Origin of the sequence: Rhodanobacter sp. Root179 (assembly GCF_001428465.1) — a bacterium.
Taxonomy (GTDB): Bacteria; Pseudomonadota; Gammaproteobacteria; order Xanthomonadales; family Rhodanobacteraceae; genus Rhodanobacter.
Genome location: NZ_LMHR01000031.1, coordinates 1 through 21,264, shown reverse-complemented (window position 1 = coordinate 21,264; position 21,264 = coordinate 1). Strand labels below are relative to the sequence as shown.

Here is a 21,264-nt window from a genome sequence, read left to right as displayed (position 1 = left end):
GGGGGGGGGGGGGGGGGGGGGGGGGGAGCTTTTGACCTTGACCCGGCGAAGAGCGACCCCACCCCAACCCTCCCCTGCAAGCAGGGGAGGGGGCGAATGTTGTGCCACGGGAAGTGCGGCTTTCAGCTGCCGCCAAGCGCCTGCAGTTGGTCGGCCTGGTGTTCGCGGGTCAGCGTGTCGATCAGTTCGGCCAGGTCGCCCTGCATGATCTCGGCGAGGCTGTACAGGTTCAGGCCGATGCGGTGGTCGGTGACCAGGTTGTCCTTGTAGCGGTAGGTGCGGATGCGCTGGCTGCGGTCGCCGGTGCCGACTTGCAGGCGGCGCGACTCGGCCTGTTCGGCGGTCTGCTTGCTGCGTTCGGCGTCGAGCAGGCGCGCCTTCAGCAGGCTCATCGCGCGGGCGCGGTTCTTGTGCTGGCTGCGCTCTTCCTGGCATTCGACCACGGTGCCGGTGGGCAGGTGGGTGATGCGGATCGCCGAGTCGGTCTTGTTGACGTGCTGGCCGCCGGCGCCGGAGGCCCGGAAGGTGTCGGTCTTGAGGTCGGCGGGATTGATCGTGATGTCGTCGATCTCGTCCAGTTCGGGCAACACGGCCACGGTGGCGGTCGAGGTGTGCACGCGGCCCTGCGATTCGGTGACCGGCACGCGCTTGACGCAGTGGGTGCCGGATTCGAACTTCAGCTGAGAATACGCGCCGCTGCCTTCGACGCGGGCCACGACTTCGCGGTAGCCGCCGTGTTCGCCGGCGTGCTCGCTGAGGATCTCGACGTGCCAGCGACGGCTTTCGGCGTAGCGCAGGTACATGCGCAACAGGTCGCCGGCGAAGATCGCCGCCTCGTCGCCGCCGCTGCCGGCGCGTATCTCCAGGTAGAGGTTCGCTTGGTCGCGCGGGTCCTTCGGCAACAGCAGCAACTGCAGTTCACCATCCAGATCCTGCAGCCGCTGTTCCAGCCGCCGCACGTCGTCGACGGCCATCTCGCGCAGTTCGGGGTCGTCCAGCATGGCGCGCGTTTCGGCCAGTTCGCGCTCGGTCTGGTCGTGTTCGCGCAGCGACGCGGCGACCGGTTCGAGCTGGGCGTATTCCTGGGAAAGTTCGCGGAAACGGCTGTTGTCGGCGTGGACGTCCGGCTGCGACAGCAGCAGGCCGACTTCATGATGACGCTCGGACAGCGCCTCGAGCTTGCGGCGGATCGATGGGGTCATGGCAGGCCGGGAACGAGTGGTGCGGGTGAGGGCAGGGCCGCTGTACGGCAAGGAATTTCCGGTGCGCGGCAGCCAGCCGCCCTCGCTATTCGCCCCGGGCGGCCCGCCCGTCTTCGTCTTCGTCCAGTCCGTACAGCCGCCCCGCCGCGTGCAGCAGGTCGAGGTCGCCGTTCAGCGCGGCCTCGCGCAGGCGGGCGCTGGGGTGGTGCAGCAATTTGTTGGTCAGCGTGTTGGCGAGGAAGGCCAGCGCCTCGTCCGGCGACTTGCCGTGGGCCAGCATGCCGCGGGCCTTCAGCAGCACTTCGTCGCGATAAACCTCGGCGTGCTGGCGCATGTCCAGCGCGGGGTTGCGCACGGTGAGCGCGCGGCGCCAGGCCATGTAGCGGTCGACCTGCAGGTCGATGATCGCTTCGGCGTCGTGGGCGGCGGCGGCGCGCGAGCGGATGTTTTCGTCGATCACCTGGCGCAGGTCGTCGATGCCGTAAAGGTAGACGTCGGGCAGTTCGCTCACGTCGGCCTCGATGTCGCGCGGCACCGCGATGTCGACCATGAACATCGGTCGGCGTTTGCGCGCGAGCATGGCCTGCTCGACCATCGCGCGGGTCACGATCGGCTGCCGCGCGGCGGTGGAGGAAATCACGATGTCGGCTTCGGCCAGGTGCTGCGGCAGGTCGGCCAGGGCGATCGCGTAGCCGCCGTAACGGCCGGCCAGCTCCTGCGCGGTTTCCGGCGTGCGGTTAGCCACGATGATCCGGCGTGCCTGTTTTTCGGCCAGGTGCCGCGCGGCCAGCTCGATGGTGTCGCCGGCGCCGATCAGCAGCACGCAGGCCTGCTTCAGGTCGGTGAAGACCTGCTCGGCCAGGCGCACCGCGGTGAACGCCACCGACACCGTGTGCGCGCCGATGCGGGTGTCGGTGCGCACGCGCTTGGCCACCGCGAAGGTGTGCTGCAGCAGCCGGTCCATCGGCGCCTTCAGCGATTGCGCGCCGCGCGCCAGCTGGTAGGCGTCCTTCACCTGGCCCAGGATCTGTGGTTCGCCCAGCACCATCGAGTCCAGCCCGGTGGCGACGCGGAACATGTGCCGCACGGCGTCGTCCTCGTCGTGCCGGTACAGGAACTCATCGAGCTTGCCGGGGGTCAGATGATGATGACGATTGAGCCATGCCCGCGGGATGTCCTCGGCGCCGGCGGCGGTGCCGACGTACAGCTCGGTGCGGTTGCAGGTGGACAGGATCATCGCCTCTTCCACGCCCGGCTCGCTGACCAGCGCGCGCAGGGCGTCACCGGCGGCGTCCGCGTCGAACGCCACCTGCTCGCGCAGGCTGACCGGCGCGGTGAGGTGATTGAGCCCGAGGGCGATCAGCGGCATGGTGGTCGGAACATCTCGGCGGCGGCGATCCGGCGGCGTAGGCTAAGCTTGGCGCAACGCCGCGAAGTGGTGACCGGCACGGTCAAGGCAGGCATGTGGATGGAGAGTAGTGTGCGGAGCGGGCCCGGCAAGTTCAAGCAAGTGCGGCATTTTACGGCAGTGGCGACCATGGCGCTCGGACTGGCCGCCTGCGCCGGCGCGCCGCTGCATTCGAGCGTCAAGGCCGCCGCCCCGGCGCAACCGCTGGCGCAGCTGGTGGTGGCCACGCCGGATGCCGACCACGACGTGCTGGCCCAGTTGCTGGCTGGCGAGATGGCGCTGACCCGCACCGACCTCAAGGCTGCCGCCGGTCATTACGACAAGGCGATGGCCTTGAGCAATGATCCGAAGGTGGCGGAGCGTGCGGCGGGCCTGGCCATCGCGGTGCACGACGATGATGCGGCCCGGCGCGCATTGGCGCGCTGGCAGGCGCTGGGCGCCAGGCCCGCCGCGATCGCCCAGGCGCGGGCGCAGCTGGCGCTGGATGTCGGCGACACCGCCGAGGCGCGGCGCCAGCTGGAAATCCTGGTCGGCAGCGGTGACAAGGACGCCTGGCGCCAGTTCGGCCGGGTGCTGGTGGGTGCGCGCGACCAGGCCCAGGCGGCCCGGCTGCTGGAAGCCCTGGCCACGCCGCAACGACTCCCGGCCGATGCCCAGGCCTGGCTGGCGATGAGCGAACTGGGTGACCGCCTGGGTCGTCACGCCTACGCCGCGCAGATCGCCACGGCGGCGATGCAGCGTTTCCGGACGGCCGAGACCTATACCTGGGCGGCCCAGATGAAGTTCAAGGACGGCGACCGCGCCGGTGCCGCCGCCCTGCTGCAGAAGGCCCTGGCGAAGGAACCGGAGAACACCCGGCTGCGCCTTGCCTACGCGGGCATGCTGGGCCAGGCGGGTGACTACGCCGCTGCCAGCACGCTGCTGGCGCAGGGTCCGCAGAACGCGGACACCTACGCGATGCGCGCGGGACTGGCCGCGCATCTGCACGACGACAAGGCGCTGGCGGCGCTCTATCGGCAATTGCAGAACGCGCCGACCGACGTGCGCGAACAGAGCGCCTACCTGCTGGGCCAGCTGGCCGAAATGCAGAACAAGCCAGCCGAGGCGCTGGCCTGGTACGACCAGGTGGGCGACGACGACGCTCACGCGTTCGACGCCGACCTGCGCAGCGCGATCATCCTGCACGGGCAGGGCAAGCGCAGCGATGCGCACGCGCTGCTGGAGCAGTTGCAGCTGGCCTATCTCGACCAGCCCGACCAACTGCGCCAGGCCTGGCAGGCCGACGCCGAGCTGTATCTGACCGAGCAGAACTATGCGAAGGCGGAGGCGGCGTTCAGTCGCGCACTGCAGGTGGTGCCGGATGATCCGGGCCTGTTGTACGGCCGCGGCCTGGCCTATGCCGAGGGCGGGCAGGTGGATCAGGCGGTGCAGGATTTCGAGCGCCTGCTGAAACTCAAGCCCGGCGACGTCGATGCCAGCAACGCGCTGGGCTACACCCTGGCCGATGCCAATCGCGACCTGCCCGAAGCCACCCGGCTGATCAGCGCCGCCCGCGCGGCCAAGCCCGATGATCCGGCGATCGCCGATTCCTGGGGCTGGCTGCAGTACCGCCTCGGTCATCTCGACCAGGCGGCGCAGACGCTGCGTGGCGCCTGGCTGGCCCGCAAGGACGCCGACGTCGGCGTGCACCTGGGCGAGGTGCTGTGGCAGCAAGGCCACAGGCAGGATGCGCAGCGGGTCTTCGACGAGGTGCGCAAGCTCGATCCGCACAACGACAACCTGCAGCAGGCGCTGAAGCGGCTGCATCCATGAGGCGCTGGCAGGCGCTTTTCGCCATCGTGGCCCTGCTGTCGCTGGCCGCCTGCGTACCGCAGGCCGTGCGGGTGAAGGGTGATGCAAGCCTGTTGAATGCGCAGCTCGCGCGCGAACAGGCGCTGGCGCATGCCGACCACTGGTCGCTGCAGGGAAGGCTGGGCATTTCCAACGGCAAGGACGGCGGCAGCGGCAGCTTCAGCTGGCGCCAGGATGGCGAGCGCTACGAATTCACATTGCGCGGACCGGCGATCAGCGGGATGAATTTCCGCCTCAGCGGTGGTCCCGACGGCGCCGTGCTGGAAGGACTGGAGCACGGTCCGCTGCAGGGGCCGGACGCCGAGGCGCTGATGCGCAAGGCGCTGGGCTGGGAGGTGCCGCTGCGCGACCTGCGCGCCTGGGTGCTGGGCGCGCGTGCGGACAGTGGCCCGGCCGAGCTGAGCTTCGGCGAGAACCGCCTGCCTTCGCTGCTGCAGCAGGATGGATGGACGGTCGACTATCGCGCCTGGGACGAGACCCGCCAGCCGCCGTTGCCGACCCGGGTGTTCGCTGCCCGGCCGCCGTACAAGGTGAAGCTGTCGATCGAGTCCTGGCAGTTTCAGTAACTTCGCCCGGCTGGGTTAGTCTTTGCGCCCCTGATCGCCTGCCGATCGTTCGGCGAATTCCGGAACGCAAGCATGCCCTTTTCCATCGCACGCGCTGAACCCGGCCAGGTCGAGGCCTTGTGCGCGATCGAGCGCAAGGCCGTGCACCTGTTCCGCGGGCATCCGGCATGGACGAGCTATGCGGCGCTGTCGATGCCGCCGGAGCAGCTGTTGCAGGCGATCAGCCGTGGCCTGGTCTGGGTCGCGCTGGGCGAGGCCGGCGATCCGGTGGGCTTCGTCTGGCTGGACGCGGAGCTGGCACCCGGTGCGATCGGCATCGCCGAGATCGACGTGCTACCGCTCTACGGCCGGCGCGGGATCGGTGCCGCGTTGCTGGAACATGCTTGCGCGTGGGCCCGTTCGGCCGGTTACCGGCGGGTGGACCTCGGCACCCTGGCCGACGTGCCGTGGAATGCGCCGTTCTACGCGAAGCACGGTTTTGTCGTGGTCGACAAGCACGATCCCGCCTTTGCGTTTGCGCGCCAGCGCGATCGCGAGAACGGTTTTCCCGACACCTTGCGCGTGTTCATGAGCCGTCCGCTGACGCCTCCCGCGCCCGCTGAATGGACGGTGTGGCCGGCGCCGGCCAAGCTGAACCTGTTCCTGCGCATCGTCGGGCGACGGGTCGATGGCTACCACGAGCTGCAGACCGTGTTCCGCCTGCTCGACTGGGGTGACGAAGTGCGCCTGCGCGTGCGCGATGACGGCGAGATCCGGCGCGTGCGGGGCATTCCCGGCGTGGCCGAGGCCGACGATCTGGTGGTGCGCGCCGCGCGCCTGTTGCAGCGGCACGCCGCGACGAGCCTGGGTGCCGACATCGAGGTGGACAAGCGCATCCCGATGGGCGGTGGCCTGGGCGGCGGCAGCTCGGATGCGGCCACCGTGCTGGTGGCGCTGAACCAGCTGTGGCGGCTGGGCCTGGACGAAGATGTGCTGGCCGAACTGGGACGCCAGCTGGGCGCCGACGTGCCGGTCTTCGTGCGCGGACGCTCGGCCTGGGCCGAGGGGGTGGGCGAGCAGTTGACGCCGCTGGCGCTGCCGCCGCGCCACTACGTGGTGCTCGACCCCCATGAGGCAGTGCCGACGGCGGCGCTGTTTCAAGCGTCTGAATTGACACGAAATGCCCCGCGGGCGACAATTTCATCCTTTGCTTCAGGCGAAACGACGGAAAACGCCTTCGCGCCGGTCGCGTGCGCGCGGCACCCGCGGGTGGCTGCGGCGCTGGACTGGCTGGACGGTTTCGGCCAGGCGCGACTATCCGGCAGCGGCGGTTGCGTGTTCCTGGAGCTGCGTTCGATGGAGCGGGCGCAGGCGCTGGCAAGGCAGTGTCCGGTGGCGTTCACGGCGCATGTTGCCGGTGGCGTCGACGTGTCGCCCCTGCTGTCGTCGTTGAAGCGACATGCCGGTGCGGTGCCTGCGGATTGATGGAAGCGGACGAAGTTCTGGGATAGACGTATCAAACAAATACTGGGGCGTCGCCAAGCTGGTTAAGGCACGGGATTTTGATTCCCGCATACGCAGGTTCGAATCCTGCCGCCCCAGCCATTTCATGATGGCCAAGTTTTCGAGGTAACACCTGTGGACACGTCCACCCCGATGATGCTGTTTACCGGTAACGCACATCGTGCCCTGGCCGAGGATGTCGCCCATCGCCTGGGCGTGCCGCTGGGCAAGGCGCTGGTCGGCACGTTCAGCGACGGCGAAGTGCAGATCGAGATCGAGGAGAACGTACGCCGGCAGGAAGTGTTCGTGATCCAGCCGACGGGCGCGCCCAGCGCGGTCAACCTGTTCGAGCTGCTGGCGCTGACCGACGCGCTGAAGCGCGCCTCCGCGGCCAGCGTCACCGCGGTGATGCCGTACTTCGGTTATGCCCGGCAGGATCGCCGGCCGCGTTCGGCGCGGGTGCCGATCACCGCCAAGCTGGCCGCCCGCATGATCGGCGCCGCGGGCGTGGACCGGGTGCTGACGGTGGATCTGCATGCCGACCAGATCCAGGGCTTCTTCGACATGCCGGTCGACAACGTCTACGCCTCGCCGGTGCTGCTGGCCGACATCTGGCGCAGCCACAGCATGGACGACCTGATCGTGGTCAGCCCGGACGTGGGCGGCGTGGTGCGCGCCCGCGCGATCGCCAAGCGGCTGGACGACGCGGACCTGGCGATCATCGACAAGCGTCGGCCGCGTGCCAACGTGTCGACCGTGATGAACATCATCGGCGACGTGGAAGGCAAGACCTGCGTGATGGTCGACGACATCGTCGACACCGCCGGCACGCTGTGCGCGGCTGCTGCTGCCCTCAAGGAGCGCGGCGCCCGCAAGGTGGTCGCCTACTGCGTGCACCCGGTGCTGTCGGGCGCGGCGATCAGCAACATCGAAGGCTCCCAGCTCGACCAGCTGGTGGTCACCAATACCTTGCCGCTGCGCCCTGAAGCCAAGGCCTGCGCCAAGATCCGCCAGCTCTCGGTCGCCGAGCTGCTGGCCGAGACCATTCGCCGCATCGCCTTCGGCGAGTCGGTGAGTTCGCTGTACGTGGATTGAGATTTGAAAGTCCGTCCAGGATGGACGGTCTTGATCTTGCTTTTCGCGGTATGGACGCCGCGTGGAAGAAATTGAAAGTCCGCCCCGGATGGGCAGTCTTGATGTTCAGCTCTTCGCGGCATGGATGCCGCGTGGAGATAACGACTTCCCTGGTCGCGGGGAAGTCACTCAGCCGCTGCGAGGCGGCAAACACAAACCAGGTAGTAATGAAATGACCAAGACTCATGAAATCAAGGCGCAGAGCCGCAAGGACGAGGGGAAAGGTGCGAGCCGCCGCCTGCGTCATGCCGCTTTCGTGCCTGCCGTTGTCTACGGCGCCGGCCAGCCGCCGGAAAGCATCCAGATCGAACACAACACCATCCTGCTCGCCGCCAAGAACGAGTGGTTCTTCTCCTCGGTGCTCGACCTGAACGTCGACGGCAAGGTGCAGAAGGTGCTGGTGCGCGACTGGCAGAAGCATCCGTTCAAGCAGCTGATGATGCACATGGATTTCCTGCGCATCGACGAGAACGCCAAGCTGCGCGCCAACGTGCCGCTGCACTTCCTGAACCAGGAAAAGTCGCCCGCGGGCAAGACCTCCGGCGTGGTGATCTCGCACAACCTGACCGAAGTGGAAGTCAGCTGCCTGCCGAAGGACCTGCCTGCCTACATCGAGCTGGACCTGGGCGAGCTGGTGGCCGGCGACATCATCCACCTGTCGCAGCTGAAGCTGCCGGCAAACGTGGAGTTGCCCGCGCTGCAGCTGGGCGAGGCGCATGACGCTGCCGTGGTCACGGTGAACGTGGTCAAGGAAAGCGCTGCGGACGCCGCCGAAGACGCTGCCGCCGAGGCCGAGGCCGAAGCGAACAAGGCCGCCGCGGCCAAGTCTGCCAAGGCTCCCGCCAAGCCGGCTGGCGACAAGAAGTAAGTCGTGTGATCCCGCGTCCGTGAGGGCGCGGGATCATGTGGCTGGTCGCTCATGGCTGGTTTGCGACTCATCGTCGGACTGGGCAACCCCGGTGCCGAATACCTCAGAACCCGGCACAACGCCGGGTTCTGGCTAGTTGACGCCCTCGCCAGCGGGCAGGGCGAGCGCTTCGCCTTCGACGGCAAGCTGCACGGCGAAAGCTGCCGCGTGCGCCTCGGCGGCGAACCGGTCTGGCTGCTGAAGCCGGCCACCTTCATGAACAAGAGCGGCATCGCCGTGGTTTCGGCGCTGCGCTATTACAAGATCGAACCCGAACAATGTCTGGTCGCGCACGACGACCTGGACCTTCCTGCGGGCACCGTGCGGATGAAATTCGACGGCGGCCACGGTGGCCAGAACGGCCTGCGCGACATCATGGCCCATCTCGGCCACGGCAAGTTCCATCGGCTGCGTGTCGGCATCGGCCATCCCGGCCACCGCGACCAGGTCACGCCCTGGGTGCTGGGTCGGCCGTCGGCCACGGACGAGGACGCGATCCTCGACGGCATCGCCCGCTCCCTGGACGTGCTGCCGCTGGCGGTGGAAGGCCAGTTCGAGAAGGCGATGCAACAACTACATACAGCGTCTGGAATCTAGCGGCCGTCATTCCCGCGAAAAGCACCTACCTCGGAGTTATCCATGGGCATCAAATGCGGCATCGTCGGTCTGCCCAATGTCGGCAAGTCCACCCTGTTCAACGCGCTGACCAAGGCGGGTATCGCGGCGGCGAATTTTCCGTTCTGCACGATCGAGCCGAACGTCGGCGTGGTGCCGGTGCCGGATCCGCGGCTGAATGCGCTGTCCGGGATCGTCAACCCGCAGAAGGTGATCCCGACGGCGGTGGAGTTCGTCGACATCGCGGGCCTGGTGGCTGGCGCGTCGAAGGGCGAGGGCCTGGGCAACAAGTTCCTGGCGCACATCCGCGAGGTCGACGCGATCGCCCACGTGGTGCGCTGCTTCGAGGGTGACGTGATCCATGTGGCCGGCAAGGTCGATCCGATCTCCGACATCGAGACCATCGACACCGAGCTGGCACTGGCCGACCTGGAGTCGGTGGACAAGGCGCTGAACCGCGCCGAGCGCGCGGCCAAGGCGAACGACAAGGAGGCGCTGGCGCGCAAGCCGGTGCTGCAGAAATTGTCGGCCGGCCTCAACGAGGGCAAGTCCGCACGCAGCCTGGGTCTGGACGAGGAAGAGAAGGCGCTGGTGCGCGACCTGTTCCTGCTGACCCTGAAGCCGCTGATGTACATCGCCAACGTTCCCGACGACGGCTTCGAGAACAACCCGCTGCTGGATGCCGTGCGCGAGCGCGCCGCCACCGAGGGCGCCGAGGTGGTGCCGGTGTGCGCCGCGATCGAGGAAGAGATGGCGCAGCTCGACGACGCCGACCGCGACGAGTTCCTGAAGGACATGGGCCTGGACGAGCCGGGCCTGAACCGGGTGATCCGCGCGGGTTACAAATTGCTCGACCTGCAGACCTATTTCACCGCCGGCGTGAAGGAAGTGCGCGCGTGGCAGTTGCGCCGCGGCTCCAGCGCGCCGCAGGCGGCGGGCGTGATCCACAGCGATTTCGAGAAGGGCTTCATCCGCGCCGAGACGATCAGCTACGACGACTTCATCCAGTACAAGGGCGAAGCCGGCGCCGCCGCCGCCGGCCGGCTGCGCAAGGAAGGCAAGGAATACATCGTCAAGGACGGTGACGTGCTGCACTTCCTGTTCAACGTCTGACGCGGTTCCATCCGTCGCGAAAAACAGCGCACTCCGGTGCGCTGTTTTTTTTTGCGGTTCAGAGCGCGCTGCCGCCGAGCTTCCAGGTGAACTGCAGGTAGTAGCTGCGTCCGGCGGCGTCGAACCAGGACACGTCGTAATACGGATACGCCGTGTAGCTGGGGTCGCGTGGCGGCAGCTTGTCGAACAGGTTGTCCACCGCCAGCGAGAGCTGCGCGTGGTCGCTGAACTTGTATTGCAGCGTGGCGTTGTAGCGATAGGTGGCGTGCACCCAGGCCGCCTCGCCGGCCTCGGTGTCGACGATCTGGTCGTAGGAGTCGGAGTTCGGCAGTCGGCCCAGGCGCGAGCCGAACAGCGTCGCCGACCAGGCCTTGCGTTCCCACGACACGCTGGCGCTGCTCTTCTCGCGGGGAATGTCGAAGCCGCTGTTGACGGCCAGCTCGTCCAGGGTCTGGTCGCCCGGGTATTGCTGGAACAGGTGGTTGCGCGTCCAGGTGTAGTTGCCGCTGAAGCGGAACGTGCCGATCGGGGTTTCCAGCTTGTAATGGCTGCTGACGTCGACGCCGCTGGTGCGTTCGTTGGCGACGTTGATCGGGTTGACGAAGATGCCGTACAGGCCGCCCGGGTCGACCGCGCTGTCCGCCGGGTAGCGGTTCACCCGCGCTATCGCGTCGATGCAGCTGGGCGAATTTGCATCCACTGCGTTGCCGTTCACGTCGCTGCCGATGCGGCAGTTGGCTTCCAGTTGCAGGATGCGGTCGGTGCTGAGGTCCTGCACCTGGTTCTGCATGCGGATGTTGAAGTAGTCGACCGAGAAATCCAGGTTCGGCGTGGGCGACCAGACGAAGCCGCCGGTCCACGAGGTGCTGGTTTCGGAGTCCAGGTCGCGATTGCCCTGGCGTGTGCGGATCAGGCCCTGGTCGGAATACGAGCAGTCGGTGATGTCCTCGTCCGGCTCTTCGGTGCGGCACAGGTAGTAGTCGTTGCCCGAAGTCTCGTCGTTGCCGATGCCGGAGTAGACGTAGTGCAGGTCCGGCGCGCGAAATGCGGTGCCGTAGGAGCCGCGCACCAGCAGGGTATCCAGCGGGCGCCATTCCAGGCCGGTGCTCCAGGTCAGCTTGCCGGTCTTGTGGCCGGAGAAGCGGTACTGGTCATAGCGACCGGCCACGCTCCAGTTGAGCGAATCCAGCAGCGGCATGCGCAGTTCGCCAGCGGCGGCCCAGCGATTGCGGCTGCCGTGGCCGTCGGAGTCCTTCCAGCTGTAGTAGTAGTACTGGGTGGCCAGCGGGTCGGGCTTGAGGTCGTAGGACTGGTTGCCGTATTCGACCACGCCGGCAAAACCGGCTGGCCCGGCCGGCAGGCTGAACAGCTCGGTGTTGGTCAGGGTGAACGCCAGCGTGTCGCTGCGCGACTCGGGGTGGTAGTTGGTGCGTGCGGTGATCGAGTCGTATTCGGCGCGGGTCAGCGGGGTGTACAAGCGGGCCGGGTCGGCGTCGAAGATCGGCAGGCCGCTGTCGGCGTCCACACCGAGCTGAGGGCCGAGGTAGAGGTCATTCGCCTTCGACGCGACGGTCTGCGGCCAGCTGATCAGCGCCTTGTACTGCGAGTGGCTCAGCGAGGCCTCGTAATCCCAGGCCTGGCCGAACGTGCCCTTGAAGCCGGTGGTGAGGCTGAAGGTCTTCTGGGTGTTCTCGATCATGCCGCGGCCGAGGCCGCCCATTTCCTCGGGCGTGAACTGGCGATACCAGTTCTCGATGCCGCCGCTGTGCGCGTTGTAGAAGTAGCCGTCCTCGTTGCCGTCGGGCGCCTGGTAGTTCCACTGTTCGACGTCGCGAAACAGTTTCACCTTGCTCCAGCCCAGCTGCATGTCGCCGAACCAGCTCAGGTTGTCGTTGATCTTCAGGTTGGCGGAGGTGTAGGTGTTGATGCCGCGGCGCTGGCTGAGGATGGTGCCGTAGCCGATCGACTCCGCGCTGCCGCAGAAATTGCCGTAGCGTGGCCGGTTCGCGTACACCGTGGTGCCGCCGTTGAGATAGCCCAGCGCGTCGCAGGTGGCCTGGCCCGGGTCGATGTAGTCGTCGTTCCAGTCGCCGTTGAGGAAGGTGCGCCGCGGTACCTGCGAGCGTTCGGTGGGCGCGTCGGCGGTGGAATCCTGGATCTTCCGGTCGTACGCCCACAGCGGCTTCTGGTCGATCAGCTCGGCGCCGAATACCAGGTTGAAATCGTCGTGCGAGAAGCCGGTGGAAAAGTTGAGCTTGGTCGAGGCGCCGCCGCCGCGGGTGGTGTCGCCGTAGCGCAGGTCGATGGTGGTGCCGTCGGCGTGGTCCTTCAGGATGAAGTTCACCACGCCGGAGATCGCGTCCGAACCGTAGACCGCCGAGGCGCTGCCGGTGAGCACCTCGATGCGGTCGATCATGCCGATCGGGATGTTGGAGACATCGGTGAAGTTGCTGCGGCCCTTGAACGGCATCGGAAAGTCGGCGATGCGGCGGCCGTTGACCAGCACCAGGGTGTGGTTGGGGCCGAGTCCGCGCAGGTCGACTTCCTCGGCGCCGGGCGAGAAGTCGGCGCCGCTGGAGGACTGCTGGCTCTGCGTCTCGCCGCTGTTCTGGGTGATCGCGCGCATCACGTCGGGCACGCTGGCGAAACCGCTGGCCTTGATGTCGTTGGCGGTGATCACGGTGACCGGCGCCGGCCCTTCGACCTGGGCGCGGGGGATGCGCGAGCCGGTGACCTGGACTTCGTCCAGCCGGGTGGCTTCCTGCGGGTCCGCGCTCGCGCCGCTGCGACTGCTGGCCGGCGTGGCCGACGAAGCCGGTCGAACCGATTGGCTGGCGCCCTTCACGATGACGACGGCGCCGGAGTCGTCGCGGTGGACGGTGAAGCCGGTGCCGGCGAGCAGGCGACCCAGCGCCTGGTCGGCCGACAGCGCGCCATGCACGCCGCCGGTGCGCAGGCCCTTCAGCTGATCCGCCTGATAGATGAACTGGGCGCCGGACTGGCGCGCCAGGCTGTCCAGGGCGGTGACCAGCTCACCGGCGGGAATGTCGATCTGCCGGACCGCATTGCCCTGGGCCGAGGCGAAGGCCGACACCGAACAGGCCATCACGAACAGCATGCCACGTAGCGAACGAACCATGGTCACCTCTCCCCAGGTGGGCGCGCGCGATGCGCGCCATGTGAAAGCCGGGACGAACGGCTGCGGCAAATCCCCCCTCGCGCGAACCTCAGCGGCGGCGCAGCACGATGTTGTCGCCCTGCTGCTGCGCCCTGATCGGGAAGCCCTGCGCCAGCAGGCGCACGAAGGCGTCGGTGTTGGACCAGCGGAAGTTGCCGCCCACCCGCATGTTGCCCACGCTGGTGTCGCCGATCACGATCTTGCGCGTGTTGTAGCGGTTGAACTCGGCGGCGGCGATGGCCAGTGGCGTGTCGTGAAAGCTGACGAAGCCGCTGCGCCAGCTGAGGTATTCCTCGGCCTGCTGGACCGGGCCGGAGCGCACCACCACGCCGGCATCGCTGGCCGTGGCGATGCTGCCGGCGGGCAGCAAGGTGGTGGGCTGGCGTTCGCCGTCGGGCCGGTTGTCCGACTCCAGCCGCACCAGGCCCTGGGTCACCACCACGCGCAGGTCGGCGGCGTCGCGGCGCACGGCGAAGCGGGTGCCCACGGCGATCACCCGGCGGCTGCCGGTGCTGACCACGAAAGGCCGGGCGCGATCCTTGGCCACGGCAAAGAACGCCTCGCCACGCTGCAGGTCGATGTGGCGTTCGCCGTGGGACAGGGTGACCAGCATGCGGCTGTCGCTGCTCAGCGTGACGGTCGAGCCGTCGGCCAGCGGCACCTCCTGCAAGCCGCCGATCGCGGTCTGGTAGGAAGCTTGGTCGACCGCGGTGTAATGGCGCCAGCCCAGCGCCAGCGACACGACCAGGGCGAGCATCGCCGCCGCGGCGAACAGGCGCAGCCAGCGGCGCGACCCCGCACGGCTGCCTCGTTCCGGCTCGGCACGATCCCGCGTCGTGGTGGACACCTCGTCTTCGCCATGCGACGCGTGCGCCCAACTGCCGCGTGCGGGCACCACGCCCGGCGCCATGCCGGCGCCGAGCGCCTGCAGCCGGCCGCTCTGTCGCCACGCGGCATCCAGCCGGAGAAAGGCGACCTGGTGCGCGACCGCCTCATCCAGCCAGGCGTCGAGCTGCTGCTGGTCGCGCGCGCTCCAGCCGCCGGCGTCGCGTCGCGCCAGCCAGGCAGCGGCGACCTGCTCAATCTCCCTGCTGCTGGCCATGTCCGTTCCCGTCATTGGCTTCCATGATCCGGTCGCGGCGCGCGCGATGCGTCGGCGTGCCGCCATAGAAGTATTCGGCGATCAGGCGCGAGCCCTTGGCGACCTGCTTTTCCACGGTCTTCTCGCTGATGCCCATGCGTGCTGCGACCTGCTTTTGCGACAGTTCCTCGACCCGGCGCAGCCAGACCACTTCCCGGCAACGGTCGGGCAGGCGGTCGAAGGCGCTGGCCAAGTGCCGCAGTTCCTGCCGCGCGCTCATCCGGTGTTCCGGCGACAACTCGTCTATCAGGACGTTCAGCGCGTCCAGATCACCCACGGCATCGATCGAGACGACCCGACTGCGGCGCAGGCGATCGGTCATCAGGTGGCGCGCGGTGGTGAACATGAAGGACTTCGGTTGCGCTGGGCGCGCCTTCGCCGCGGCCTCGTAGACGCGTACGTAGATCTCCTGGCGCAGGTCGTGGATCTCGTCGCGATGGAACCAGCTGCGTAAGAGGTAACGCATCAGCGCGCCTTCGTGCACGAGGATTTCGCGGGCAAACCAGTTGTTGAGGGAGTCGTCCACGCTGGCGACGATAGCGCCAATGCCGGCGGGAAACACCTTGTCCGAAGGCATGGGGGATCGGCCGTCCAGCTTCGTCCCGGATCAGGTGTGTGCCCGCTGTCTGCGCGGGTGGAACTGCCCGGAGAGACCCCGATGACGACCTTGCTCCAGCGGTTCGCCGCGCCGTCGCGCCACCTGCTTTGCCTGCTCGTCCTGTTGCTTGCGCCGTGGCTGGCGGTGGCGCAGGCGGGCGTGCCGGATGCCGCTGCGCGCCATGGCTACGAGTATTACCGGATCGGCCATCCGGAGGCGGTTCGCCCCGCCGCGACCGAGCCGGCACTGATGTTGATGGGCGGCGGGGAGTGGCCGCACAAGGCGTTCGCCTGGTTCGCCGCGAAGGGTGGCCACGGGCATTTCGTGATATTGCGCGCCTCCGGCGACGACGGCATGCAGAAGGAACTGTTCAACGAAGTCGGCGGCGTGGCCTCGGTGCAGACGCTGGTGTTCCACGATCGCGCCGCCGCCAGCGATCCACGGGTGCTGGACATCGTGCGGCACGCGGACGGAATCTTCATCGCCGGCGGCGACCAGGCCAACTACGTGCGGTTCTGGAAGGGCACGCCGCTGGGCGCGCTGTTGAACGAGCACGTGGCGCAGGGCAAGCCGATCGGCGGCACCAGCGCGGGGCTCGCCATTCTCGGCGCTCATGCCTATGGCGCGATGGATGGCGGCAGCATCACCTCGAAGGAGGCGATGCGCGACCCGCTGGGCAAGGCGATGACCCTGGTCGGCGATTTCATGCACCTGCCCAACATGCAGCAGGTGATCACCGACACCCACTTCCACGCCCGCGGCCGGCTCGGCCGGCTGATTGCGTTCGTGGCCAAGCTGCGCCACGCGGGCCATGCCGACATCGTCGGCCTGGGCGTGGATCAGGATACGGCGCTGTGCGTGGACGGCGACGGCATCGGGCGGCTGTTCACCATCGACAACGGCTTCGCCTGGCTGGTGCAGCCGAAGGGAGCGCCCGAACGGATTGCGGCCGGCAAACCGCTCGACTACCCGGGTACGCGCGTCACCGGCGTGGGCACGCAAAGCCGGATCGACCTGAAGCGTCTCGCGGTCAGCCGGCCGGTGTTCGAAGCCGTCGCCGACGTGCGCGACGGCGAGCTGACCCTGCGCGGCGAGCACGCACCGCTGCTGGTGATCCACGGCGGCGCGGGCGTGGAGCGGGCGGGCATGACGCCGCAGATCGAAGCCGGCGCCCGTGCCGCGATGGAGCTGGCATTGCGCAAGGGTTACGCGGAACTCAAGGCCGGCAAGGCCGCCACCGACGCGGTGACGGCGGCGATCGTCGTGCTGGAGGACGATCCGCTGTTCAACGCCGGCAGGGGCGCGGTGTTCACCCATGACGGCAGGAACGAGCTGGATGCCTCGATCATGGATGGTTCGGCGCTGGCCGCCGGCGCGGTGGCGGAGGTCCATCGCGTGAAGCATCCGATCCTGCTGGCGCGCGCGGTGATGGAGCATTCGCCGCACGTGATGATGGTCGGCGACGGCGCGGAGAAATTCGCCACGGAGCAGGGATTCGAGCTGGTCGATCCGGCGTACTTCCGCACCGAGCGGCGCTGGCTGGAACTGCAGAAGGCGCTGAAGGAAGACGCCGCGGGCGTGCCGCTGCCCGAACGGCTGCGCGCGCTCAGGCATTTCGGCACCGTTGGCGCCGTGGCGCGCGACAGCGAAGGTCGTTTGGCCGCCGGCACCTCGACCGGCGGCATGACCGACAAGCGCTACGGCCGGGTCGGCGATTCGCCGATCGTGGGCGCGGGCACCTATGCGAACGTGGCCTGCGCGGTTTCAGGCACGGGCTGGGGCGAGTACTACATCCGCGTTTCGGCGGCGCGCGAGATCTGCCTGCGCATGACCGAACTGCACGAGTCGGCGGCACAGGCCGGCAAGGCGGTGATCAACGACGAGATCCCGCAGATGGGCGGCGACGGCGGCGCGATCATCCTGGGCGCCGATGGCAGCGTGGCGATGCCGTTCAACACCGAGGGCATGTACCGCGGCTGGATCGGCGCCGACGGCGTGCCGCACGTGGCGATCTACGACAACGATCTGCTCGCGCTGCCGTCACCCACGCCTTGAACGGCATCGGTCAGGCGTCGTCGCCTTCGGTGATCTGTCGCTGCATGCGGTCCAGATAGGCGTCGAGCTCCTGCGTGCTGGTGAACACCTCGTTCACCGGCACCGCCTTGACGATGTCGAACACCTTGCGCACCTGCGGCTGCGGGTTGAGCAGCAGGGTGTGGCCACCGCGGGCGCGCATGCCCTTGCGGACCTTGGCGAAGCTGCGCAGGCCGGCACTGCTGATGTAGGTCAGCCCGGCCAGGTCGATCACCACGGTGCCGCCATCGGGCAGCTGCGGCAGCAGGGCGAGCATGGCCTCGTCGAGCTCGCCGAAGGTCATCGCGTCGAGACGGCCGCCGACTTGCACGACGGCGCGATCGGGGGCGGAGAATTCACTGTGCAGGCTGAGCGTCATGGTGAAGATTCATCCTGGGTCGGGTAGGCGAAGCGAAGCAGCAGGTGGTTGCCTTGTGCGTCCCGTGTATAGCGCATTTCGTCGGTCATGGTACGCGCGAGATGGATGCCGAGGCCGCCGACCCGCTCGCGATCGGCCAGGTCGCCGGTGAGGACGGGATCGGCGGATTGCAGCGGGTCGAAGGCGACGCCGTCGTCGATCAGCTCGACCGTGACGGCATCCGCCAGGGGCTGCAACCGAAGGCCGATCTGGCCGGGCTGGTCATCGGGATAGCCGTATTCGACCGTGTTGACCATCAGCTCCTCCAGCACCAGACGCAGGTCACCGCACAACGACGCCGGGGTGCCGGCGTCCTGCAGCAACTGCTCGCAGCGGTCGAGCGCGGCGAAAACCTCCGGCAACCGGTTGTCGATGGTCATCTCGGTGGCCTTGAGCGCCGAGCCGTGCCAGCTCAGTGCCAGCAGGGTGATGTCGTCGGCCTGCGGGGCATCGGCCACGAAGCGGTCCACGTCGCCCAGCAGGCGCTCGATGTAGGTGGCCGTGGCCGCCGTCGGCGGAACCTGCGCGAGACTTTCCACGGTGCGTTCGATGCCGTACATCTGCTCGTCGTGGTCGCTGGCTTCGGTGATGCCGTCGGTGTACATCAGCAGCGTTTCGCCCCGGCCCAGGCGCAGGACGTGTTCCGGGTAGTCCGAATCCTCGTACAGGCCGAGCACCGCCCCGGTGGGGAATTCCAGCACCTGCGGCGTGCCGCGGCCACACAGGATCGGCGGCTCGTGGCCGGCGCTGGCCAGCACCAGGTTGCCGCTGCCGGTGTCCAGCAGGCCGCACAGCAGGGTGACGAACATGCAGCTGTCGTTGCCGCGGCACAGTTCGAGGTTGAGCAGCCGCAGCAGGTTCGGTGGCGTCTGGGCGCGTGGCGCCAGCGCCTTGGCCAGGGTGATCGTCTGCGCCATGAACAGGGCGGCCGGGATGCCCTTGTCCGAGACGTCGCCGACCATCACGAAGAAACGCTGCGGGTCGAGCATGAAATAGCTGTAGAGATCGCCACCGACCGCTCGCGCGGGACGCAGCGCGGCGTGCAGTTCGAACTGCGCGCAGACGGCGTCCAGGTAATGCGCATTCGGCAGCAGGCCGAGCTGGATCTGGTGGGCGATCTCCAGTTCGCTGGCCAGTCGCTGTTTTTCCCGTGCGACCCGGGCCAGGTCCTCCAGGTGCAGGGCCAGTTCGCGACGCATCTGGTCGAAGGATTCGGTGAGACGGCCCACTTCATCGGGGCGGCGGGCCACCGGCAGTTCGAAATCCAGTTCGCCACGGGCGACGTGCTCGGCACGGTCGGCCAGCACGCCGAGTGGCGCCATCGTGCGGCGGATCGTCAGCAGCGTGATCAGCGCCACGCCGAGCATGGCCAGCAGGCCCAGGGCGAGGCTCAATTGGAAGATGTGTCGCACGCTGGCGTAGATCTGGTATTCCGGCACCACCAGGCCGAGCCGCCAGCGGGTGCCCTGGATCGGGGCGGAGTAGACCCATACCGGTCCCCGGGCCCGCCTGTTCTGCGCCACCGGCAGGCGCATGGAGCCCGCATGATCGCTGGCCAGTGCGTCGAGCAGGGCGGTGGCGCCCCGCTGGCCGACCAGTTCCGGATTGTCGTGCGCCAGGTAATTGCCGTCGCTGTCCAGCACGAAGGCGTAGGCGCCCGGCGGCTTGTCCAGGCTGCCGAGAATCCGGTGCAGCCAGTTGAGCGTGACATCGGCGTTGATGATGCCGATCGGGTGCCCATCGCGTTCGATCGTGATGGAGTAATTGACCAGCTGGCGGTGCCGCGACTGCGAAAAGAACGGTCGCTGCCAGCAGCCGCCGGCACAGCCCAGGCCGCCGAGGAACCAGTTGCTGTTCCAGTAGGGATTGGCGTCATGTGACAGGTCGCGGCTGCTCAGCGAACCATCGTCCAGGCGGTTCACGAAAGGTGAATAGGGTGGAGCGCTTGCGGGATTCGGCGAGGGCCTGAACACCGCAGCCAGGCCGTCCATGTCCAGGTTGGCGGCCAGGGTATCCCGCAACAGCGGTTCGGCGTTGCCCTGGCGGGTGGCAACTATCGCGGCAAGCATCTGCGCCGAAACGACAATGCGATCGATGCGGGCCTGGATCTGGCTGCCTGCGTTGGCGGCCAGGGCGGCTGCCTCATGGTGTGTGTGCTGCAGGATCTGCGCGCGGGTCAGGGCAAGCAGCAGGCCGCCGATGGCGCCGAGCACGAGGGTGGAGCCGACGAGAACCCACCATGCCGTCCGCGATGCGATGCTGCGCAAGACCATTGGAATTCCCTGGCGTCCTTGCCAAGCATCTAGCCATGAAGCGAAGCCGGCCGCAAGCCGATGGCCATGCGCGGTGACAGAGGAGCGACACGGCAAGACTGGACAGGCAGGGCATAATTGCGGTCTACCACTTCGCCGACGAGATGCCAGCCCATGCCCGGACAACAGCACGAAGTGACCTTCCGCTTCCTCGCCCAGCCCACCGATGTCAATTTCGGTGGCAAGGTGCATGGCGGCATGGCGATGAAGTGGATCGATCAGGCCGGCTACGCCTGTGCGGTGGCGTGGAGCGGGGCCTATTGCGTCACCGTCTCGGTCAGCGGCATCCAGTTCGTGGCGCCGATCCTGATCGGCGACCTGGTCACCGTGCGGGCGCGCCTGATCCACACCGGCACGTCGAGCATGCATCTCGCCGTGGACGTGCTGGCCAGCGACCTGCGCAAGGACGAGCGGCGCCTGGCCACCAGCTGCGTGATGGTCTTCGTGGCGCTGGACAGTCCGGATGGCAAGCCCACGCCGGTGCCGCACTGGGAGCCGCGCGACGACGCCGAGCGGCGATTGCAGGCACAGGCCAGGCGGCTGCTCGAGGCGTCGAAGGACATGGAGCAGCTGGTTCGCCTCAACGCTACTTCGACGGACTGAACGCAGCGGCGAAAAAACGTCGTCGTTGGTGAAAATCCCGTCTACAGGTGTTGACAGTTCGAGGCCTGATCCACACAATACGCGTTCTTTGTTGGAGGGATACCCAAGCGGCCAACGGGGGCAGACTGTAAATCTGCTGGCTTACGCCTTCGGTGGTTCGAATCCACCTCCCTCCACCAGCAAGAGTTCCGCGCCAGGCGGGAGTAGTTCAATGGTAGAACATCAGTTTTCCAAACTGATTACGCGGGTTCGATTCCCGCCTTCCGCTCCATTGCTCTGCAAGTGTCAGGCGCTGTTGATCGAGACAGTAAGTGCGTAGGTCGACGCTTTTTTGAATGGTCCGGCAGGATGCCGGTCTGAAGTTGCCATCCGGGAAGATGGCTGAAGTTATGAAGAGTCCGGCAGGATGCCGGTCTGAAGTCGCCATCAGGGAAGATGGATGAAATACACCACGCTCATGTAGCTCAGTCGGTAGAGCACTTCCTTGGTAAGGAAGAGGTCACAGGTTCGATTCCTGTTATGAGCACCAACTCAGGCCAGTCCGGCCAGCCCCGAAGGGGCAGTTTCTTCAATTCATCGACTCCATCGGGGTGTAGCGCGCATGGCAAAGGGTAAATTCGAACGCACCAAGCCGCACGTCAACGTCGGCACGATTGGTCACGT

General features: G+C 67.5%; 16 protein-coding genes, 4 tRNA genes and 1 pseudogene. 14 read left to right on the top strand and 7 right to left on the bottom strand.

Translation table 11 applies throughout. The features are described 5' to 3' along the window. Window positions 1-122: 122 nt before the first annotated feature. Together prfA and hemA are read right to left on the bottom strand one after the other, a co-directional pair. Window positions 123-1,202, bottom strand: a complete 1,080-nt coding sequence (gene prfA / locus ASD82_RS01330; RefSeq protein ID WP_056714296.1) for a peptide chain release factor 1 — start codon at window positions 1,200-1,202, stop codon at window positions 123-125. Between the two features lie 85 nt (window positions 1,203-1,287). Further along, on the bottom strand, window positions 1,288-2,571 hold the full coding sequence (gene hemA / locus ASD82_RS01325) for a glutamyl-tRNA reductase (protein WP_056714294.1): 1,284 nt from the start codon (window positions 2,569-2,571) through the stop codon (window positions 1,288-1,290). Window positions 2,572-2,739: 168 nt separating this feature from the next. Here hemA and ASD82_RS01320 point away from each other — a divergent pair, with 168 nt between their 5' ends. The 8 genes from ASD82_RS01320 to ychF all read left to right on the top strand — a co-directional run bounded on the left by ASD82_RS01320 (window position 2,740) and on the right by ychF (window position 10,278). Further along, on the top strand, window positions 2,740-4,422 hold the full coding sequence (locus ASD82_RS01320; RefSeq protein ID WP_056714308.1) for a tetratricopeptide repeat protein: 1,683 nt from the start codon (window positions 2,740-2,742) through the stop codon (window positions 4,420-4,422). Further along, window positions 4,419-5,027, top strand: a complete 609-nt coding sequence (gene lolB / locus ASD82_RS01315) for a lipoprotein insertase outer membrane protein LolB (protein ID WP_056714290.1) — start codon at window positions 4,419-4,421, stop codon at window positions 5,025-5,027. Before ASD82_RS01320 ends, lolB begins: the two co-directional genes overlap by 4 nt. Before the next feature lie 72 nt (window positions 5,028-5,099). Next, on the top strand, window positions 5,100-6,491 hold the full coding sequence (gene ispE, locus ASD82_RS01310; protein ID WP_056714288.1) for a 4-(cytidine 5'-diphospho)-2-C-methyl-D-erythritol kinase: 1,392 nt from the start codon (window positions 5,100-5,102) through the stop codon (window positions 6,489-6,491). A 43-nt stretch (window positions 6,492-6,534) separates the two neighbouring features. Further along, a tRNA-Gln gene (locus tag ASD82_RS01305) sits at window positions 6,535-6,611 on the top strand. Window positions 6,612-6,662: 51 nt separating this feature from the next. Beyond that, on the top strand, window positions 6,663-7,604 hold the full coding sequence (locus tag ASD82_RS01300; RefSeq protein WP_200946082.1) for a ribose-phosphate diphosphokinase: 942 nt from the start codon (window positions 6,663-6,665) through the stop codon (window positions 7,602-7,604). A 211-nt stretch (window positions 7,605-7,815) separates the two neighbouring features. Continuing rightward, the gene (locus ASD82_RS01295) at window positions 7,816-8,511 is read left to right on the top strand and encodes a 50S ribosomal protein L25/general stress protein Ctc (RefSeq protein ID WP_056714285.1); all 696 of its coding nucleotides are present in this window, start codon (window positions 7,816-7,818) and stop codon (window positions 8,509-8,511) included. A 51-nt stretch (window positions 8,512-8,562) separates the two neighbouring features. Beyond that, window positions 8,563-9,147, top strand: a complete 585-nt coding sequence (gene pth / locus ASD82_RS01290; RefSeq protein ID WP_056714282.1) for an aminoacyl-tRNA hydrolase — start codon at window positions 8,563-8,565, stop codon at window positions 9,145-9,147. Between the two features lie 42 nt (window positions 9,148-9,189). After that, the gene (gene ychF / locus ASD82_RS01285) at window positions 9,190-10,278 is read left to right on the top strand and encodes a redox-regulated ATPase YchF (protein ID WP_056714277.1); all 1,089 of its coding nucleotides are present in this window, start codon (window positions 9,190-9,192) and stop codon (window positions 10,276-10,278) included. Window positions 10,279-10,336: 58 nt separating this feature from the next. Here the strand turns inward: ychF and ASD82_RS01280 are convergent, their stop codons facing one another. From ASD82_RS01280 to ASD82_RS01270, 3 genes are all read right to left on the bottom strand, one after another. After that, window positions 10,337-13,417: a TonB-dependent receptor gene (locus ASD82_RS01280; RefSeq protein ID WP_082585204.1), complete on the bottom strand. Its 3,081-nt coding sequence runs from the start codon at window positions 13,415-13,417 to the stop codon at window positions 10,337-10,339. Window positions 13,418-13,505: 88 nt separating this feature from the next. Then, window positions 13,506-14,558, bottom strand: coding sequence for a FecR domain-containing protein (locus tag ASD82_RS01275; RefSeq protein WP_056714275.1), 1,053 nt, complete (start codon window positions 14,556-14,558; stop codon window positions 13,506-13,508). Next, on the bottom strand, window positions 14,536-15,123 hold the full coding sequence (locus tag ASD82_RS01270; RefSeq protein ID WP_343123465.1) for a sigma-70 family RNA polymerase sigma factor: 588 nt from the start codon (window positions 15,121-15,123) through the stop codon (window positions 14,536-14,538). The genes ASD82_RS01275 and ASD82_RS01270 overlap by 23 nt, the downstream gene beginning before the upstream one ends. Window positions 15,124-15,255: 132 nt before the next feature. Between ASD82_RS01270 and ASD82_RS18200 the strand changes: the two are divergent. Together ASD82_RS18200 and ASD82_RS17990 are read left to right on the top strand one after the other, a co-directional pair. Further along, a pseudogene (locus tag ASD82_RS18200) lies at window positions 15,256-16,056 on the top strand (cyanophycinase); the annotation flags it as partial. Window positions 16,057-16,236: 180 nt separating this feature from the next. Further along, window positions 16,237-17,250, top strand: coding sequence for an isoaspartyl peptidase/L-asparaginase (locus ASD82_RS17990; RefSeq protein WP_235580601.1), 1,014 nt, complete (start codon window positions 16,237-16,239; stop codon window positions 17,248-17,250). A gap of 10 nt (window positions 17,251-17,260) precedes the next feature. Here the strand turns inward: ASD82_RS17990 and ASD82_RS01260 are convergent, their stop codons facing one another. Continuing rightward, on the bottom strand, window positions 17,261-17,647 hold the full coding sequence (locus ASD82_RS01260) for an STAS domain-containing protein (protein ID WP_056714268.1): 387 nt from the start codon (window positions 17,645-17,647) through the stop codon (window positions 17,261-17,263). Next, the gene (locus ASD82_RS01255) at window positions 17,644-19,959 is read right to left on the bottom strand and encodes a SpoIIE family protein phosphatase (RefSeq protein WP_056714265.1); all 2,316 of its coding nucleotides are present in this window, start codon (window positions 19,957-19,959) and stop codon (window positions 17,644-17,646) included. The genes ASD82_RS01260 and ASD82_RS01255 overlap by 4 nt, the downstream gene beginning before the upstream one ends. 153 nt (window positions 19,960-20,112) lie before the next feature. Here ASD82_RS01255 and ASD82_RS01250 point away from each other — a divergent pair, with 153 nt between their 5' ends. The 4 genes from ASD82_RS01250 to ASD82_RS01235 all read left to right on the top strand — a co-directional run bounded on the left by ASD82_RS01250 (window position 20,113) and on the right by ASD82_RS01235 (window position 21,130). Then, a complete protein-coding gene (locus ASD82_RS01250) occupies window positions 20,113-20,601 on the top strand; it encodes an acyl-CoA thioesterase (RefSeq protein ID WP_056714261.1) in 489 nt (162 codons plus the stop codon). 93 nt (window positions 20,602-20,694) lie between these two features. Continuing rightward, a tRNA-Tyr gene (locus ASD82_RS01245) sits at window positions 20,695-20,780 on the top strand. 18 nt (window positions 20,781-20,798) lie between these two features. Then, window positions 20,799-20,872: transfer RNA gene (locus tag ASD82_RS01240), tRNA-Gly, on the top strand. A gap of 182 nt (window positions 20,873-21,054) precedes the next feature. After that, a tRNA-Thr gene (locus tag ASD82_RS01235) sits at window positions 21,055-21,130 on the top strand. Window positions 21,131-21,264 lie beyond the last annotated feature (134 nt).